Source organism: Clostridioides sp. ES-W-0016-02, assembly GCF_020641035.1.
In the GTDB taxonomy this organism is placed as follows: Bacteria; Bacillota; Clostridia; order Peptostreptococcales; family Peptostreptococcaceae; genus Clostridioides.
The window spans coordinates 168,934-188,541 of record NZ_CP061362.1 but is presented as its reverse complement, the minus strand read 5'-3'; the positions used below and the strand labels follow the sequence as shown (position 1 = coordinate 188,541).

At 25.1% G+C, this 19,608-nt stretch carries 19 protein-coding genes and 2 tRNA genes; 4 read left to right on the top strand and 17 right to left on the bottom strand.

Translation table 11 applies throughout. The annotated features are described in order from the left end of the window. Nucleotides 1–26: 26 nt before the first annotated feature. Nucleotides 27–2,018, bottom strand: coding sequence for an NAD-dependent DNA ligase LigA (gene ligA, locus IC758_RS20380; RefSeq protein WP_227825204.1), 1,992 nt, complete (start codon nt 2,016–2,018; stop codon nt 27–29). 226 nt (nt 2,019–2,244) lie between these two features. Here ligA and IC758_RS20375 point away from each other — a divergent pair, with 226 nt between their 5' ends. Together IC758_RS20375 and IC758_RS20370 are read left to right on the top strand one after the other, a co-directional pair. Beyond that, a complete protein-coding gene (locus IC758_RS20375) occupies nt 2,245–3,072 on the top strand; it encodes a hypothetical protein (protein WP_227825203.1) in 828 nt (275 codons plus the stop codon). A gap of 21 nt (nt 3,073–3,093) precedes the next feature. After that, nucleotides 3,094–3,930, top strand: a complete 837-nt coding sequence (locus IC758_RS20370; RefSeq protein ID WP_227825202.1) for a hypothetical protein — start codon at nt 3,094–3,096, stop codon at nt 3,928–3,930. A gap of 34 nt (nt 3,931–3,964) precedes the next feature. On the opposite strand, the gene IC758_RS20365 is transcribed toward IC758_RS20370, so the two are convergent. From IC758_RS20365 to IC758_RS20355, 3 genes are all read right to left on the bottom strand, one after another. Continuing rightward, nucleotides 3,965–5,698 (bottom strand): ATP-dependent metallopeptidase FtsH/Yme1/Tma family protein, encoded by a 1,734-nt coding sequence (locus tag IC758_RS20365; RefSeq protein WP_227825201.1) that lies wholly within the window; start codon nt 5,696–5,698, stop codon nt 3,965–3,967. A 39-nt stretch (nt 5,699–5,737) separates the two neighbouring features. Next, nucleotides 5,738–5,938 carry a hypothetical protein gene (locus tag IC758_RS20360; protein WP_227825200.1) on the bottom strand — a complete coding sequence of 67 codons (201 nt, stop codon included), beginning with the start codon at nt 5,936–5,938 and terminating at the stop codon, nt 5,738–5,740. Between the two features lie 94 nt (nt 5,939–6,032). Then, the gene (locus IC758_RS20355) at nt 6,033–6,812 is read right to left on the bottom strand and encodes a hypothetical protein (RefSeq protein WP_227825199.1); all 780 of its coding nucleotides are present in this window, start codon (nt 6,810–6,812) and stop codon (nt 6,033–6,035) included. A 137-nt stretch (nt 6,813–6,949) separates the two neighbouring features. On the opposite strand from IC758_RS20355, the gene IC758_RS20350 reads away from it, so the two are divergent. Beyond that, a complete protein-coding gene (locus tag IC758_RS20350; RefSeq protein WP_227825198.1) occupies nt 6,950–7,606 on the top strand; it encodes a hypothetical protein in 657 nt (218 codons plus the stop codon). Nucleotides 7,607–7,660: 54 nt separating this feature from the next. Here IC758_RS20350 and IC758_RS20345 read toward each other — a convergent pair whose 3' ends face one another. The 13 genes from IC758_RS20345 to IC758_RS20285 form a co-directional block, all read right to left on the bottom strand. Then, complete coding sequence (locus IC758_RS20345; protein ID WP_227825197.1) at nt 7,661–9,394, bottom strand: radical SAM protein; 1,734 nt, start codon at nt 9,392–9,394, stop codon at nt 7,661–7,663. Between the two features lie 238 nt (nt 9,395–9,632). Next, the gene (locus tag IC758_RS20340; RefSeq protein ID WP_227825196.1) at nt 9,633–10,031 is read right to left on the bottom strand and encodes a hypothetical protein; all 399 of its coding nucleotides are present in this window, start codon (nt 10,029–10,031) and stop codon (nt 9,633–9,635) included. A gap of 91 nt (nt 10,032–10,122) precedes the next feature. Beyond that, entirely contained in the window at nt 10,123–10,758 is a 636-nt protein-coding gene (locus tag IC758_RS20335; protein WP_227845347.1) for a hypothetical protein, read from the bottom strand. A gap of 23 nt (nt 10,759–10,781) precedes the next feature. Then, entirely contained in the window at nt 10,782–11,420 is a 639-nt protein-coding gene (locus tag IC758_RS20330; RefSeq protein ID WP_227845348.1) for a hypothetical protein, read from the bottom strand. A 16-nt stretch (nt 11,421–11,436) separates the two neighbouring features. Beyond that, nucleotides 11,437–11,769 carry a hypothetical protein gene (locus tag IC758_RS20325; RefSeq protein ID WP_227825194.1) on the bottom strand — a complete coding sequence of 111 codons (333 nt, stop codon included), beginning with the start codon at nt 11,767–11,769 and terminating at the stop codon, nt 11,437–11,439. Between the two features lie 47 nt (nt 11,770–11,816). Continuing rightward, complete coding sequence (locus IC758_RS20320) at nt 11,817–12,287, bottom strand: hypothetical protein (protein ID WP_227825193.1); 471 nt, start codon at nt 12,285–12,287, stop codon at nt 11,817–11,819. Nucleotides 12,288–12,482: 195 nt separating this feature from the next. Continuing rightward, nucleotides 12,483–12,761 (bottom strand): hypothetical protein, encoded by a 279-nt coding sequence (locus IC758_RS20315; protein ID WP_227825192.1) that lies wholly within the window; start codon nt 12,759–12,761, stop codon nt 12,483–12,485. Between the two features lie 103 nt (nt 12,762–12,864). Continuing rightward, a complete protein-coding gene (locus tag IC758_RS20310) occupies nt 12,865–13,209 on the bottom strand; it encodes a helix-turn-helix domain-containing protein (RefSeq protein WP_227825191.1) in 345 nt (114 codons plus the stop codon). 10 nt (nt 13,210–13,219) lie between these two features. After that, nucleotides 13,220–15,643, bottom strand: a complete 2,424-nt coding sequence (locus IC758_RS20305) for a helix-hairpin-helix domain-containing protein (RefSeq protein WP_227825190.1) — start codon at nt 15,641–15,643, stop codon at nt 13,220–13,222. A gap of 415 nt (nt 15,644–16,058) precedes the next feature. Continuing rightward, nucleotides 16,059–16,580, bottom strand: coding sequence for a hypothetical protein (locus tag IC758_RS20300; protein WP_227825189.1), 522 nt, complete (start codon nt 16,578–16,580; stop codon nt 16,059–16,061). A 162-nt stretch (nt 16,581–16,742) separates the two neighbouring features. After that, entirely contained in the window at nt 16,743–17,096 is a 354-nt protein-coding gene (locus tag IC758_RS20295) for a hypothetical protein (protein ID WP_227825188.1), read from the bottom strand. Nucleotides 17,097–17,397: 301 nt separating this feature from the next. After that, nucleotides 17,398–17,470: transfer RNA gene (locus IC758_RS20290), tRNA-Met, on the bottom strand. Between the two features lie 792 nt (nt 17,471–18,262). Continuing rightward, nucleotides 18,263–18,334 (bottom strand) — tRNA-Pro (locus tag IC758_RS20285). Nucleotides 18,335–18,805: 471 nt separating this feature from the next. On the opposite strand from IC758_RS20285, the gene IC758_RS20280 reads away from it, so the two are divergent. Continuing rightward, nucleotides 18,806–19,555 carry a hypothetical protein gene (locus IC758_RS20280; protein WP_227825187.1) on the top strand — a complete coding sequence of 250 codons (750 nt, stop codon included), beginning with the start codon at nt 18,806–18,808 and terminating at the stop codon, nt 19,553–19,555. Nucleotides 19,556–19,608 lie beyond the last annotated feature (53 nt).

The following is a 19,608-nucleotide window of genomic DNA, read 5'->3' as shown; positions in this document are numbered from 1 at the left end:
TAAATATTGTTTTTATTAATTCTTATTTATATTATATCAAGAAGTTCCTTTTCTGTAATTAGTTTTACACCTAATTCTAATGCTTTATTATACTTACTCCCTGCTTTATCTCCATAAATCAAGAAATCTGTTTTTTTAGACACAGATTTAGAGCATTTACCTCCAAATTTATTCTCAATTTTTTCCGTCAATTCTTCTCTTGTAAAATTAGTAAATTTACCTGTTATAACTACTGTTTTACCTGTTAACATATTTTCCTCTTCATTGACTTTAACTATTTGTTCTTCCATTTTAAATCCTACCTCCATTAATTTATTTATTAATTCTATATTTCTTTCATCCTTAAAAAATAATACTAAATTATTTGACATTTCTTCTCCAAAATTGTTTATAGACAATATACTTTGCTTAAATTCTTCCACATTTTTGGATATATTTAATATATTTTCCATACTTATGAATTTATCAGCTAATTCTTTTGAAGCTCTTCCTCCAATTAATTTAATTGAAAGTCCATGTAATATTTTAGATAAAGAAGCCTGTTTGGAAGCTTCTATATTTTCTAATAAGTTATTAACTTTTTTATCAGCATATTTATCAAGTTTCAATAAATTATCCTTCTTATCTTTTAAATAAAATATATCTATTATTGAAGATATTAAACCATTATCTAAGAATAATTTTATAGATTCTTCTCCTAATCCATCTATATCTAAGCTTTTTTTACTTACAAAATGAATTATTTTCCCTTCTATTTGTGCTGGACAATCATCATTTACACAAAAATAATGAACATTTTCTTTTACTATTGGTTCATTACAAACAGGGCAAAGTTTAGGGATTTCTATTTCTTTTTCTTCTCCAGTCCTATCTTCTTTAATAGAACGTTCTATTTTAGGGATAACATCATTAGCTCTTGCTACTACTACTCTATCACCTATTTTAATATCTTTATCTTTGACATTTTTAAAATTAGACAATGTAGCTTTTGATATTGTTATACCATCTATTTGTACTGGCTCAAAGATGGCTACTGGTGTTAATTGTCCACTCTTGCCAATTTCAATTACACAATCTTTTAGTTTAGTTATAGCTTCTTCATTCTCGAATTTAAAAGCACTACTCCATCTTGGATATTTATTTGTATTACCCAATCGTTCTCTTAATACTAAGGAGTTTGCTTTAATAACTAAACCATCAACCTTATAAGATAAGAAAGTTCTTACATTTTTATTAAAATTAGAAACATAATCTTTTAATTTCAACAGATCTTCTTCAGTTTTTTTAAATAATTCATAATTGACAACATCAAATCCCAATTCTTTCAGAAATTCTAACTGTTCATAATCTTTTTCAAAATAAGTATTGTTTGCCTTAACAAGATCAAATGCTATTAGTTTAAGTCCTCTTTCTTTAGCTACTCCTCCATTTAAACTTCTAACTGTCCCTGAAGCTAAATTCCTTGAAGATTTGTATTTATCTTCTTCTCCTAAAAGACTATTTACCCTTTCAAATTCTTCATTTGGGATAATTCCTTCACATCTCACTTCTAAATAACCTTTGAATTGTATGACTTTAGGCACATTAGGAGTATTGAGAATCACATGGGTAATATTATCTCCAACAATCCCATCTCCTCTTGTTACTCCTTCATAAAGAAAGCCATCTTTATATTTTAATACAATTGTCAATCCATCTAACTTATCTTCAACTATAAGTTCATCATCCATTTGTTTTATAAACTTATCTAATTCATCTAAGTCGTTTATTTTCTTTTGAGACAACATTGGTATAGTATGATCTACTCTTTCTAATCCTTCTACTTTTATGTCGATTATTCTTTTTGTTGGTGAATTTTCATCACTATATTCTGGATGTTTTTCTTCTAATTCAACTAATTTTAAATACAACTTATCATATTCGGTATCTGATATTACAGGATTACCTTTTGCATATGATAAATCATGCTTAATTATTTCTTCCCTTAAATACATTATTTCTTCTTTAACCTTATTCATATCATGTTCCCCCTAAATTGTTTTTTATCTTTAAAAACTTTTTGTTTACCAAATATATTACACATTTTTATATATGTTTATAACTTTAAAGCTCAAGAATTTAACATATTTTGAACTATAGCGATGTGATTAGTATTTATATTTTACTATTTTTACAATTTTTATTGTTTATAGTCAATAAAAAATATATAATTATATTAAATAATAACGAAAGGAAATAATTTATATGAAAATAAAAGTTATAAAAAAACTATTAAAAGAATATCGGTTCGAGCCATATGTGGCTGGGGTAAAAGAACTCTCTATTTGCATTTATATTGCTCTTCTTTCAATTGGTTTTGGTATATTTAATATGCTTTACGAAATGTTAAATCTTAATATGATAATAAGTATAATAATAAGTGTATCAATTACTTTACCTTTAACCCAATTGAATATTATATTTTCCACACTTAAAATTCTTAAGGAAAAAAAATATAAAGAAATAGACGATAAATTCTTTTATAAAATTTTAGTATTTAATGATATTATGAAAAATGGTCAAAAACTCTTTAACATTGAGCCTTATTTATATAAACTTAGGAATGATGAGATAAATAAAATGAGTAAATTCACACAATTCCTTGAAGGAAAATACAAAATAATAACATTAATTTTACATGATGCTTATGTTATAAGGCTGGAACCTCCGTTATTAGGTAATTATTTTAAATTAGAAGATTTTCTTTTAACATTAAGAAGTCTTATATTATATTGTATGTCAGATAATACAAACTTATATGATAATGATACAAGAGATATTTTTAAAAGAGCGTATGCAATATCACATTCAGAAGAGCTTGTAGGTATGATACCAGATTTACTCGATGAATGGCTATTAATTTCATTAGATTACCTCTCAAAAAATAATTTTAAGTTAAGTAATGATTTAATAAAAGCATTTGATAATATTGAAAATTTATCAGTAAGTTTAAATAGAAAAGATTCCAAAACTCAAAATGAAGATAGTTATTTTCTTAAATTAACAGAGTCTATAACAAGCGATTTATTATAAATATACTAAAGGAGGTATAAATTGTTTATATATTACAGGAATACAATCAAAGAATTATTAAAAGAATATAAAACAGAATTATTGAAAAAATATTTTAAGAGAGTAACTCCTATTTTAATCTTATTATATATATGCTTATTTTTCTTTATGCCATTGTCGTTTTTTTCTATATTTATTTTGATAATCCAAGTCCCTTTGGTATTAATAATGCTACTAATTTTATCTATTATTAAAGTTTTAGTTATAAGAGACTATAAAAACATAAAAGAAGAAAATTTTAATTCTATTCTCATATTAAAAGAAGCCTTAGAAATAAATTCTTCAATATTTAAAATGGGTAAAACATATAATGTATATTTAACTGAACTTAGAAAATTAGACAAATTATCAAAATTTTTAACTAAAAAGAATTGTATAATCACATTTATTCTAAAAGAATTTGGATTAATATATTTAGAAAAAGACATCTTAAATATTTTTTTTAATTTAAATACTTATATTTCAAATAATAGAAAAATAATATTATATCTTATGTCATCAAGCAATAGACTTTTATACAAAGATAAAAATACAATAGAAGTATTAAAATTAGCATATAGTATGAATTTTGAAGATTGCATGAATGAAAAAATTATTTCTTCTCTATTTGAAGAATGGTTGTTACTTGCATCTATATGCTTATCAGAAAATGATTACACATTAAGTAATGAACTAATAGAAGCTTTCTATAATATTAACCAATTATCTTCACAAAGAAGGACTAAACCTCTCATTTTCTCTAAAGAGAGCTCTTTCTTACAATTAACAGATAGCATTAAGAAAGATTTAAAAGAATATCCTAACTTATACTCAGTATAACTTTATAAATAAATAGCCCATGTTTAAACATGGGCTACATTTTTATATAATCAGAGTTTTCTTTTAATATAGATTCAAGCTCTTCTCCAGAAATTGTTTCTTTTTCAAAAAGTGTATCTGCTATTTTTTCTAATAAGTACTTGTTATTAGACAACAATGTTGTTGTTTCTTCTTTTATTCTTAATGCTTCTTTTTTAACAGCTTCCAATACTATATCACTTTTAATTTTTAAACAATTTAGATTTATCATGCCATAAGTATCACTCATTCCAAATTCTGCAATCATCCCATAAATCCTTTGGGTTGCATTTTTTATATCAGATGTACATCCTGTTGTTACACATTCTTCATCATTAAATAACAAAATTTCTGCTATTCTACCAGCATAATCAACTTTTATCATTTCAACAATTTCTTTTTTAGAATGTAGATTTATTTTTTTAGGAGTTATGAATGTAGCTCCTCCAGCTCCAGAAGTAGATGGTATAATAGTCACTTTATTTACTTCTAATCCCATTAATTTAGCAACTAATGCATGGCCAGCTTCATGGTGTGATATTAATTTAAGTTCATCTAAATTGTTAGACCTGTTCTTTTTTTCATGTCCTTTTAAAAGCATCTTGTATAACGCTTTATCTAAACACTCTTTATCAATCTTATCTTTTTTTAATTGTATAGAAATTAAAATAGATTCATTTATTAGAGAACTAATATCTGCTGGACTAAATCCGATTGTCTCATTAGCTATACTTTTTAAGTCTAAATCATTTGAATACTTTCTATCTTTTTTATTTAAATACATTTTAATTATATTTAAACGGTCTTCAGACGTTTCAGGAAGAGGTATACTTATATGCTTATCAAATCGTCCTGGTCTTATAAGAGCTCCATCTAAATCTTCTATCCTATTAGTTGCACATAATATAAAAACTCCCTCAGAGCCATCAAACCCATCTATTTCAGCTAACAAAGCATTTATGGTTTGTCTTTGTTCACTGTTTTCTCCTGAGCATCCTCTTTTTCCACCTATTGAATCAATCTCATCAATAAATAGTATAGCTGGAGCCTTTTTCTTAGCTTCTTCAAATAATTCTCTAACTCTTTTTGCTCCTAACCCAACATATAATTCTATAAAGTCAGAACCATTTATAGAAAAAAAGGGTACTCCTGCTTCTCCAGCCACAGCCTTAGCAATTAAAGTCTTCCCTGTGCCTGGAGTACCATAAAGTATAGCCCCTTTTGGTAAAATAGCTCCTTTAGAAGTAAATTCTTTAGGCTTTTTCATAAAATCTACCAATAACTTTAAATCTTCTTTTGCCCCATCAAGTCCAGCTACATCCTTAAACTTAACTTCAGGTGTTTCAGCAATAGTATCAAATTTATTTTTTAATAATGAACTACTTTTAAACATTAATACTAAAAATAAAATTAAAACTATTGTTGATAATTTAAGCTTAATTACTTTTCTCTCTTTAACATATATATTCTTTTCTAACATCTCTTTTTTAAAGTTATTATATTTAGGATTTAAAGTTATGTAAGAATTATCTTTTTTATCTTTAACTCTAACATATTTCCCATCAATTATATCTAAAGAAATCTCTTTTACTTCTTTTTTCTCTACCATCTGTTCAAACTTTTTATATGATATTTCCTTTATATCTAAAAGTGACTTTATATTATCTTTTTGAATAAAGAATACTATCACAGCAATAATTAGTCCTACTAAAAAAGCAATCAATAATCTTACCTTTTTATTCTTTTTCATACGATCCTACTTTCTTCTTAGATAATTTCTAATACTAAGCTATATACTCTTTTTTACTGGAGTTATCTCTTTGTAAGAAACTATTCTATCCTCTTGTAATATTTTCTCTGACTTCTTATTACATATTAATATTTCAATTAATACTCCTTCTTCTTCTATTTTTTTTACAATAGCTTTAACACTATTATCTTTAATGTAATTATAGTCAACTACATCACCAACTTTGTAGATTTCTTTCAAACATTATCACCTCTTTATAATATTTATATATCTATATTATAATATAATTCCAATAAAATTTGTACATTTTTATTGTTTATATAAAATTTATTTATTATTTTTCTGTATTAGAATTTATAGAATACTCAATTCCTTTTAAATCAAATTCTTTATCTTCTATTTTTTTAACTGAAAATATAAAATTATTTATCTTCAAAGAATCTTTATTATATAAATATGTGTTTAAATCTTCTACAGAAGATAATTCTGATAAATTCATATTGACTTGTACATTTAAAGCACTTTTATCTTTATTGCTTAAATCTTTATTCATCAAAATTTGAATATAGTCAATAAACAACTGGTGGTTATTAATATTAAATGTATCTTCACCTCTATTTAATATTTTAAAAGTAATTGAATCAGATATATTATTTTCATTATTTATATCTATTTTTTGAGTATGCTCTATACTATAAGTATTTTCGATATCTTGCTTATTATCTTCGATACAAATATTGTGCTCTTTATTATAGGTTAGTGACAATTTATTTATATTCCCAGTTCCATCTACTGCTAAATATAAAGCTTCCTTATCATTATTTTTATAATATTTACTAACCAATTGTCTTAATTTAATCATCTGTTTATTAAAAACAACTGATGAACTATCACTCTTATCTTTCTTTCTTTCTTCATTTAATTTTACTTCATATTCATCTTTAACCTTTTTGATTTCACTGTTTAATACTTTTTGAAATTGTTTAGATAAATTATCTTCTACTACCTTTACACTTTTATTAGACTTATTACCTGTATAATCCTTTACTATACATCCTACAGCCACACCAATAATAATACTTAATATAAAAAATATAATTACTCTCTTTCTCATATATTTATTCTCCTTATTGTGATTTTATATAGTATATAAAATTTATAATATAAAATATTCTTTATTTGCATATATATAATAGATATTTTATTTAAAAGCTTTTTTTTAATAAATTAAAATGAATGGAGAGGATAAAATTGGAATACAAAATGAGTAAAAAAGAGATATTAAAAAAGGTAAATAGATTAATTAACAAGGGGGAGCTTGATAAGTTATATGAATGTAATGAATTTATCAATATTTATGATTATAAAAAAGAGATAACATTAAATTTTTTAGAACACTTTTCTGAAGAAAAGCTGAGAAATAATATATATATAAGTAAATATATCCCTATTAAATATAGTATAAACAAAAATAATTTAATAAATAAGATTTTGAAAGATATAGATATTAACACCTTTATTACTTTTAACGGATTATGGATAATTGAAAATGAAAAAGATTTAGAGGAGCTATATGACTTTACTGGAGATCAGTATTCCCTTGAAGTCATAGATTTAGAAAAACACCTTGGAATAACATGGGTAGAGAATGGATTATGCATCATAAATTTCAAATTAATTAGAAGTATTGTACTAAAAGAAGGCAATATAAATCTAAAAGAAGAAATAAATGATTGCTTATGGACAACCATTATACATGAACTAAGGCACACTTTATTTATAAACTTTCTTCTACCTAAGAGATTGTATAAAGCTGAAGATAATTCTGAAAATAGCGTTGAAGATTATTGTTTATCTCATTATTATAAATATTTTAAAACAGATACTAATAGTTATTTATTATCTTAATTTAAAAAACGTTCTGATTATTTTCAGAACGTTTTTTTATTAAAAAGTAAATAATTATCTTAATAAGCTTTTTATCCCAAGATCTTTGTCATCCCAATCATAATATACTTCCCCATTGGGTTTAATTATTAAGTCATAGTATATTATAGTATTTCCTACCTCAAAAGAAGAAGATTCAAGCCCTTTATGGTATCGTACTTTAAGCCCATCTGTTAGTCTAATAAATTCAAAATCTTGACAAATATCACTTCCTCCAGAATAAATCATTTTATAACAACTATTGTTAAATAAATCAAGACCTATCCCATCCAAGATTTTTAAATTAGAATCTGCCATATATCTATAATCAGCTCTAAAATTTATAAGGACATTTTTAAAACGACTAAATCTTTCTATAATATTTGTTATGTTTGTACTATTAGTTAAAACACTATTTATTCTTATATCTTTCTTTATATCATTTAGATAATAATCTTCTGCTAAATCATCTAAAATTACTCCATCATGCCTACTTAAACTTATTCCTTTAATTCTATTTTCTGTATTAATATAGTTAATGGTATCTAATATTTTATGTTTTGGTAGAGTGGTGTTTATATAAACAATTTTATCTTTATCTATTAAATTAATTAAATCTTTTAATATCTCTAAATCTGCAAAAGGTTCTCCTCCTGTAAAAACAAAGCTTTTAAATCCTTTTTTATTTAACATGCTTATAGACTTTTTAATATTTTCAATGTTTGGTAAACCTTTTTTGTATTCTTTTTTTGATGTACAAAACTCACAATTATTTATACAATCAAAAGGTGCAAATACTGTTACAGAAACGTCCTCCCTTCCTTTTCTAAAGCTTATATTCAGTTTATCCATGAAGATATCCAAATCACACCCAGCGGAAGAAGGATGCCCTCCTCCATTAAAGTTTAGTTTAGCTATTTCACTTAAATCAATATTTTTATTCGTTCTTAAGCTAACATTATTATTTAATTTATTCAATATAGCTATAAAATCTAACTTGTCAAATTTAGTATATAAGAAATGACCTAAAAGACTTATTTCTCTCCTATCATCAACACTTACTATCCCAACATTAAACTCTTGTTGTTTTTCATCTTTTAACAAATTCATTTTTCGTTGTACTAACTTCGCTCCAATTTCATCAAAATAATCTATTCTACTTTTTGTTTTTAAATCTATCTTAATATTTTCTTCTTCACTAAACAATTCCTTATTATTAGTTATCTTTTCGATAATTGATTTTATAAAATCAATAGATCCCATTTCTTCAAACAAATCATTTAGTCTTACAGCTTCAAGATTGTTAGTTTTTGTCCATGAAAAAGTATCCCACTCCTGAACTAATTCAACAAAATATCTTAGTTCTTTAAAATATAAATCTGAAGGTCCAAATACATCTTCAAAAAGAAGCTTTGTGCCACAAGTGGGTTTTCCTTTTCTATCAAATAGTATTACTTTTGCCCAAAAATACTTATTTAAATCTAAAGCCGTCTTATGATGATCTATAAGTTTAAACTTTGCTCCTTCTTTTACAACTTCATCTATCTTTTTAGCAACTTCATTTGATACACTTATATCAACTATATAAGTCATATCAAAATTTAAATATTCTTTTTTATTAATAAAATCTAATACAAGCTTATCTACATTACTATAATCACATCCAACTGATTTTAAAACATTAATATTATTTAACTCTAAAACAATCTCTGAACTTTCCCCATCCATATCAATATGTTTAAATAAACATACTTTAGCTATACTTTCCATAAAAGAAATCCTCCCATTAAAATAAAGTTATATTTTCTAATCTATCTTATACTTTATGTATATAAAAATATAACTTTATCATTTTAAATTTTGACTCTTTTTAGATTTAACAACTTTGAAATACTCCACCCTACTTACGTTGAAGATGAAGTATTTCGCCTATAATTGAATAAATCATAATGTTAACTTGTTATTATATATAACTTCAAATTTTTATTAACTCACTTCATTCTTTTTCTTATTCATTTAATAATATTATGGTATCATCATCTTGTACATAGCTAACTATTCCTTGTGATTCAGTCCATTTGTCAACCACCTCTTGTAAAGATTTTAAGCTATCCTTATCTACATGATTAATAGCATCCTCATAATGATTATCCTCCAACTCATCTTTTACTATTTCATACATATTTAATTTAAACTTTATTGGTATACAACCATAAACATAATTAGGCAAGTCCATTTCTTCATTTTCATAATATTCTTTTAAAATATCTATTTCCTCAAAATATCGTTCAGTTTTAATATCATACAGAAAATCATGTTCATAATTTTCTATATTTATTTTCTTTGCTTTTTCAAACTTACTTTTTTCCGAATGTTCATCATATATAGTTCTAATTATTTCCTTCATAATATCCTCCTTATATAACATATCCAAACTACTATTAAGTTTAATTTAAATAACAAATTCTATATTTTATTTGCATTGTTTTGTTCATTTTTCACTTAGATAATATATTATTATATTTTTTCATATTTTCTAATAATATATCTTTTTCTTTCAATGCTACTTCTCTTTTGGGGTCATTAACTATAGAATAAACTGTCTTCAATAAATTAATTAAGGCCAATTTCATTTCATCTCTCATATCTCTAATCGCTTTTTCATCTTCAATATATTCTTTTATGTTATTATATTCATGTGCCAATGACTCAAAAGCAATTGCATATTTTACAACTATTTCATGATGAGGGCTTTCACTATCAGATAAAATATTTTCTGTAAGCCTAAACTCTTTGTTATATTGGCTCTTAATATCATATTCTTTATTAAACATAACTCTAATGACATCTAATAAATATCGAGAATGTTCTTTCTCAAAGTCCCCGCTTATTAGAGAGAATATTTCCATCACCCCAAACAAAAAAACTATGAACCCCAAAATAGGTATAAGTAATACTATGAGACCTGATACAGAAGACAAAAAATTTATAGGATTATCTCTTTGTTCTATAAAATTTAAGGACTTATTTTTATACTTAATTTTTTTAAGAACAAAAGCTATCAAGAATAGTAACCCCCCTGTAACTGCTTGGATCTTACATATAGCAATAATTAAATCTATTAATATACTCATTATATATTTTTCCTTTCTAAATTTTATTTAGTCAATATATTCCTATATCTTTTAATGTTTTCTAATAACATCTCCTTTTCTTTTAATCTTTTCTCTTTCTCAGAATCATTAACTATAGAGTCAATAAGCTTTAAAAAATCAATCAGAGATAATTTTATTTCATCTCTTATATCAATAATTTCTTCTTCATCTTCAATATATTCTTTCATATTATTATATTCATGTGCCAATGACTCAAAAGCAATTGCATATTTTACAACTATTTCATGATGAGGACTTTCACTATCAGATAAAATATTTTCTGTAAGCCTAAACTCTTTGTTATATTGGCTCTTAATATCATATTCTTTATCAAACATAACTCTGATGACATCTAATAAATATTGAGAATGTTCTTTCTCAATATTTCCTCTTATTAGATTATAGAATATTTCCTTCATCCCAGATATAAAAACTATTAATCCAAAAATAGGTATAAGTAATACTATGAGACCTGCTACAGAAGACAAAAATTTTATAGGATTGTCACTTTGTTCTATAAAATTCAAGGACTTATTTTTATACTTATTTTTTTTTATAAAAAAACTTATTAAGAATAAAAAGACTCCTGAGACTGCTTGAATCATATACATTTCAATTATTTCATCTATTAATATACTCATTATATATTTTCCCTTTCTAAACTTTATTTAGCCAATATAATCCTATCTCTTTCTTAGAATCATTGACTATAAAGTCAATAAACTTTAAAAAATCAATCAGAGATAATTTTATTTCATCTCTTATATCAATAATTTCTTGTTCATCTTCAATATAGCTCTTTATACTATTGAATTCATTTATGAGTGAGCCAAATATAATCATATTTTCTGCAACTATTTTAAAATAAGGACTTTTGTCATTAGACAAAATTACCTCAATAATATTAAATTCATTTTCATATTTTTCATTTTCTACTATAGCTTTTAGACTATATAATAAGTAGTTATAATACTTCCATAAAAAAGGCAAAAGGGAACACGCTACTTTAGTGATGTGAGGAATTTGCCCTCTTTGTGTTAAGCAAGAGTCTTCAACTCATATCTATAACCATCGCCCTTTTGTATTAGTTTTAAATATTTATGGTTTACATCTATCTGTTTGCCATGTTTCTTTGAATAGATTGCAAAGGTACCTGTGCTTCTACAACTTACATTTGATACATATTGACCTATATATTTTCCTTTTGGTATATTAGCTTTTACCATATCTCCTGATTGATAGCCAAAGAACTGTTTTTGTCTTGGTAAATATGCTCTTGGAAAACCATATTTATTTAATAATGTTCTGCTTCTTGTACCTCTTCCTATTGATTTTATATATAACTCCTTCAACCCTTTGTGTATTTTGATTTTAGGCGTTTCCTTAACACACAAAGCATCATAGTAATGAGTTTTAGGCAAGTTAGCTTTTACTCTATTATGCTTAGTTACTCCTCCAGTAGAGACTACTACATCAGAAGTTAATTTACATAACTTCATAGGTAACACAGTTAGAAACTGCTCTCCTCGATAATATTATTAAGGCTTGATAGCATATTACACTGTTTGTACCCACAAACTGTTTAATAATATGCAACAGAAGCTACAAACTGGAGAAGCATTTGTAGGTGTTATGACCTTAATAATGTAGTTTAAAACTTAATCTGGTCAATATGACTTGTAGATAACTTCAAGCCTACCTCTTTAGAGGTGGGTTATTGACTCAAAGTTTTCTTGATAAATCTTATAGACATCTGATTGAATAAACATTATAAGTAAGCCAAATATAGGTATAAAAATAAATAAATAATCTTCTAATGTAAAAAATTCACTTTGATTTACAAAACCTAATTCTTCCTGATTTTGTTTTAGAATGTTTAATGAATTATTTTTATCCCTGGTTTTTTCTTGTATAAAAACTCTTTGTAAAAATAAGAAAACTAAACTTAATTGAATTACATATATTCCAATTAATAAATTCAATATACCTGCTCCTTTTTTATATTTATAACTTAATTATATCATATTTATTGATTATATAAAACGTAAAGAGCATATTCTATTAAAAATATGCTCTTTAAAATAATTATTTTAAATTTATATCAAATATTTCTTTTAACAGGAACATCATTTTTGTTCTATCTTTAAGAGACATTTTTTCATAAGCTATTTTAATAGCCTTCATGTCTTCTTCAAGCTCAAGTGATTTAATCTCGCTTCTTCCAAGAATAAAATCTAAAGAAACTCCATAGAAATTTGCCCATTTATATAATATTGGCAGTTCGGGTTTTCTTTTATTATTTTCATACTGCGATATCGTCGATTTATTAAAACGTGTATTATTTAATTTATTAAATCTTTCTACAAGCTCTTCCTGTGTTAAACCCATTTCCTTTCTTAGCCCTTTAAATCTCTCCCCAAATAAATCCATTTTTCCCTCCTTATGCTACTAACATTCTCTCCTTCAATTTTGTATTTCTCTTAATTGCAATATCTCTTTTTATTCCCTGTTGTATTGTTTTTATGCTTCCTATCATTGCTAAAAAATCTCTTGCTCTTGTCATCCCTGTATAAATTAGATTATTGTATAACATATAAATATGCTGTGGTACAATTGGAAGTAATATTGCTCTCCATGCACTACCTTGGCTTTTGTGTATTGTAATTGCATAAGATAGTTCTAATTCATCTACACCATCATCGTAAAATGCAAAAAATTCATCATATTTTACGATTACTCTTAAACCACCTTTTTCTAAAGGGACAATATCATAAACTACTCCACATTCTCCATTTGTAACATCTGTATTGTTAATTTTCTTAAAAGAACCATCTTTTAATTCATATAGAGCCATATTATAATTATTTTTAACATGTATTACTTTATCATTCTTTGCAATAAAAAGACTTACTTCTTCAGATGCCCCAACTTCTGCAATTTGAGCTTCAAACTTTGTTTTTAAAATCTTTTTTTCAGAATTAGCATATGGGTTAAACTCTTTTTGTATTATATAATTAAACACATTAGTCCCCAATGAACCTGTCCTTTGAGGTAGAAGAACTTGTATTTCTTCAAGCCCATATTTATCTATGAGTCTTCTTATGCTACTAATTACAGCTAATCTTACTTTTCTTACTGAATCTCTTTCTAAAACATAAAAATCTTTATCATCTTCATTTGGACAAACCATTTTTGATTCAACAACTCCATTTGCATTTTTAGCTATTCCAGATAATAAGTCTTGTCTCTTTAAAACATCTAAAGTTATTACTTTTACAATCTGGCTCTCTATAATATCTTTTAGTACTGTACCAGGTCCAACTGAAGGTAATTGGTGTACATCCCCCATAATAATTAACTTAGAAGTAGTTTTTATGGCTTTTATAAAATTCCATCCTAATTCAACATCTATCATAGTCCCTTCATCACAAACAATTATGTCTTTATTAAATTGATTAAACTCATTCATGGTAAAGCCCGTATAAGGCACGTATCCAAGAGATCTATGAATTGTTGAACAATCCATGTAAGTAGCGTTTCTAACCACTTTAGAAGCCTTTCCTGTTGGTGCAACAGCTTCTATTTTTAATTTTCTTTTACTTAGTCGCTTTGCTACTTCTAAGATTAAATTAAGAGTAAATGTCTTTCCTGTCCCAGCAGGTCCATTTAATACAAATAGCCCATTATCATATAAATTAAATTCTATACACGCCTCTCTTTGTTTAGTTTCTAATATATATCCTTTTTCAGAACATACTTCATCAAGAACTTTCTCTACTTCAATTTTTTTATATACTTGGTTATAATTAGTAAACAACTTTAACCTTTCAGCAAGCAATTTTTCAGATAAGTATAGATACTTTAAATAAATGCAATCATCCTCATTTATTATTTCATTTTCATTTATTAATTCTTCAATTGCTTCTAAAATCAGCTTTTCCTTGATGCTAAATAAGATATAGTTGTTTTTTGTCTTCTTATTTTTCTCATATAAACAAATTTTTTCAGCCAATAGATCTTTGTCTAATTTATATGTTTTGTCGAACTTAACAATCTCATCAGAAGAACTTTTACTACAAGAACACATTTCTTTATAACTTAAAGAAAGATTTAGCAAGTTAATTGCATCTTCAATTATTAATTCAAGAGGAAGATAACAGTGTCCACTAAGTAAAGCTTCTTGTAGTAAAAATTTTACTCCAGCTTTTAATCTATTAATATTATCTAATTCTACTCCTAAATCTAATGCAATTTTATCGCATTTTAAAAAGCCATACCCTCTTATTTCTTTTATTAGCATATATGGATTCTCTTCTATTAACTTAAGTATTTCATCTTTATATTTTTCATGTAACTTTCTTGCATTTTTATAATTTATTCCATAGTTTAATAATTCAATAAATATATATTGATTATCTTCAATTTCTTTTAATTCTTTTTGCCATTTTAAAACTGACTTCTTTCCAATCCCTCTAACTTTATTAACTACTTCTAATGGATTATTAAGCAATACTTGTATGGATTCATCTCCAAATATATTATATATATTTTCTGCTCTACTTTTTAACCCATATAATGTTTTAAGATAGGCTATTATCCCTTTCTTTGTATTTGGCTTGCATACTCTAAATTCATTTACTTTTATCTGTTTCTCTCTTTTATATAGAACTATTGTACCTTTTAACTCATAAGTCTGTCCTTCTACTAATTTTTTATTAAAGGTACCTTTTATTGTTACCTTAACATCGTCATTCGTTTCAAAATTGTAAATCCCAAAGGAAGTATCTTCAATAAAAAAAATATTATTTCCACAGATACCAGTTACCTTAATAGAATCCCCATTTTTATATTTTTCTAAATCCATAGTTTATCGTCCCCTTTTTTATATTTTATATATAAATACTTTTTCTAATAATATATATTAGATTTTAGGAGCAATTCTTATAATACTTAAATGGATTGTTTTTACATAAAAATAAAAGAAGGGGAAATTCCCCTTCTTTTATAAATAATCTATCATCGTTTTTAATAAATTTATATATTTTATGAACTTTCATTGTTCTTTTTAACTGGCATTAAATTTAATTTGTAAATTGTTAATAGTTATAATTTAATAAATAGTTACTTGTAATGTGTAAAATGTAATTTATGTTTTTTATTTGGTTAGAGTCTTTATATACTCTGAATTCAAAAGCAGTAAATTACACAAATAATAAAAACAAGATAGATTATTTTTATATATAAAACATCAATAATTAATTATTAATGTGATATAGCTATTAAATTTCTAAATAGGTATCACTATTCATCTTACTTATTAAAGACTCAAGTGTATTAATTTTTTTTCTTAATTCATTTTTCTTCTCTATCATAACATCTCTATCAAAATTTAAAGTCTTTATTTCCATATAAAAAGAAGATGCATATTGAGTATCTACTTTTCTATGTTTTTTCTCTTTATCCAATGAAGATAATTTATCAAGAACATTTAAATAGTTTCTATATTCTCTTATTTTTGTTAAGGCACTTGATATAGTATCTTCATCACTTATTTTTGTTTTATTATTAGTATTTTGCAGTAAATTTCTATATTTAATAATATTCTCTGTCATTTTATCAAAGTTACTCAGCTCTTCATCGAATGAATATTTTGGAGTCATTTGAGTTAACTCATTTCTCCCTTGAACAAATGTAGAATGTTCAATTACAATACTATTATCTAAAAGTTCTCTTCGCTTATTATATAAATCATTTTCTTTATCGCTTATAAGTAATCTTAATTCATTTAAATTTAATTTCATTAAATTTACCTCCTATTGATGGCAAGCAAGGGATTTGAACCCTTATATATACAACTCCCCTGGTTAAAAGCTTTTAGTAGTAAAATTTCCAAGGGACTCGAACCCTTAAGTATTCCAAAAGGAAAGTTATAAATAGACACCTTCAACCTGCCATATAAAATTTTATATATTATTAAAGCTTTCATTACATTTTTCACATATATCTCCATATATACCTTTGTTTACTTTATCTCCATATATAACATTACTACAAATTGTACATCTGTGTACTATTGGAAGCTCTACATTTATCGCTTCTTTAAGAATGATCTCACTTAATATAGACTCTGCTACACTTAGAGAGCTTGTTTTTATTGGAAAATATTCTTCAGTATTCTGACTCTTTATATCATCAACACTGGTTAGATATATGGAATCATTAATTTCAAGCAAAACTTTTTTATCTTCCTCATTTTTATTATATGAGCTAAGTCTTTTCATCAAAAACCTAACGACTATAGTAAGTATTCTATCCAAAAATAAGTCACCCTTTCATACACTAATTTTTATATTTGGTTATTCTGTTAATCCAGACATGGTATCGAGCTTCTACCATAGCAAGTTTTTTTACAAGTTTTCTCTTGGAGCTCCTACAGTAAAAAATATTTTTTGTTAATATTCTTTTTGCACGATTAAGGATTTATTCCTTTTCCAAATATATTTGGATTTAATGTACTTTAAAGATGTAATTCATTTCTACTCGGATTTTTGTGAGAAATATTTGTAGTTTTTATTTACATTATTAAATTTACATAGGTAGAAGAAGCTATCTTCTTCATTGCAGGAGAGGGATTCGAACCCTCAACTTTTTGGTAATGAGCCAAATTTGCTACCATTTGCATTATCCTGCTATAATGCTATTGTGCCTTGGCCAAAGGGCTTATCCAATAGCAATACTCCCACTATATAGTTAAACTAATAGCAAGATTTATCTTATACCGTTATCGCACTCGTCAATAACATATTTGTTTCATATAATTATATGAGAATGTCCTACTTATTTGAGCTATGATTAAGCTTAGTAGGTTCCTTATTAAATAGCAAAAACAACAAACAATCTATCTCAAGCAAATCTCAATAAATCGCCAAAACTCCAAACGAATATTTTAATCTACTTTTGTTTTAAGCTCCAAGGGGAGTTTTTATCCTATAGGGCATTTTTTAGTTGTTATTCTCTTCCTTTTACATCCAGAGAAGTCAAGATGTGTCTTAAAAACCCATTTAAAAAGTATGACTTTTCTACTTTTTTTTACTTAGTGTTTTAATACTAAAATAGGAAAATATAAAATCAATTCGGTAGAAGTTTGTGTTTCAATAATTCCTTTAAAACTTTGGTGGAATCACCTCTTTCTTCCTAATTAAATTTAATAGCCCCCACCAGCTAAAATATACTCCCAGTATCCTCATATGAATTTATGCTTAAGATACTTCTCTTCCTTCTATAACAGTAAGAGAGAATTCGTTCCTTTATCTTATATAAATAGAATCTCTACTCTCCAACTTATCAATTTTTTATTTTTCTGTTTTTGTAGACATCTTTTTTAGGTTTACTTTTTTCATTTTTTTTACTAATTTCATATAATTCATTTATTATATCTTTTTTTAACATATCTCTAATTTTCATTTGATGCCTCCTTTTTTAGTCGGAATAATAGGATTCGAACCTATGACCTGAGCATCCCAAATGCCCCGCCTTCCCACTTGGCTATATCCCGAAAATATGACTGAGATTTACTCTATATTTAATAGTAATAAACCTCAGTTTTAAAATTTTAAAAATGGTTGCAATTATATTTTTTAAAAGGGGGAATACATTATCAACAAATTTATAGCAAAACTGTTTTTATTGTATAAGCAACCATTCATAAATTTTGAGGGATATTCTATCCCCACTAATTTTATCATTTCAGATGAGGTGCTTCACCTTTGTTTGATAAAAATTACTTAATAATGGTTCCAAAGCTCAGATTTGAACTGACTATTAATAGTTCTCTCCTATTTGAGAAGCTTTGGCATTTTTCCTTTTTCTGTAATTTTATATTCTAAATATATCATTTTTTTATTTTTGTGTCAACTTTTTTAGCAAAAAAATTTTTTATAAAAAACGTAATCGTTCAATTTTTGTTATTTATATTAAATAAAATCATATAATAATAAATATTAATAATAAAGGAGTTGTAAATTCTATGAAAAATATAAACAAGTCAATACCTTTAGATAAAGGTATTGATATATCCAATGATATTATAAATAAATTTAAACATATTCTGGATCTTTTTAATAATAGTAAGGAAAATAAATATAAATTATTAACTGAAGATTTATTTTTAGACATTGAAGACTTATCTTATTTTTTTAATACTTTTGAAAACATCTTTAATGCTGAAGAGTTAAATACTTTCCAGGAATTTTATTTAAAAAGTATAATTGATACAATTAATAATAAAATTAACCAGGATAATATCTACTTCAGTATAAATACAAATCAGAAAATTTATTTTTTAGATGTTATCTTTACAGAAAATAATAAAGAATACAATTTATTGACTTTGGACCCTTATTTAAAAACAATTAAAGAAAAAGAATATGAGTATATATTAAACATGAATAACTGTATTTCTGAAAAAAAAATAGAACTTAATAAATTAAAAGAGTATGAACTTTATCTATACTCTATTTCCCAATCCCCTCAACTATTATCTAATGATAATATTTTAAAAATGGTTGATATTAGATTAAGAACAAAAAAGTATCTAAATGAAATACATAAAGAAATGGTTTCAAATTCTAATAATATAAATAGATTAGCTGAAGAAATCATTACATATAAAGTATTATTAGAAGAAGAATATAAAAACATAGCAAATGTCGATGTTTTAAAAACTATTTTTTTAGATAAGCTAATGACTTTCTTTAATTTTAAAAAATTAGTTTAACCTACTATATATTGATTAATTTATAAATGCGAAACTATATATAGTGTTTTTAA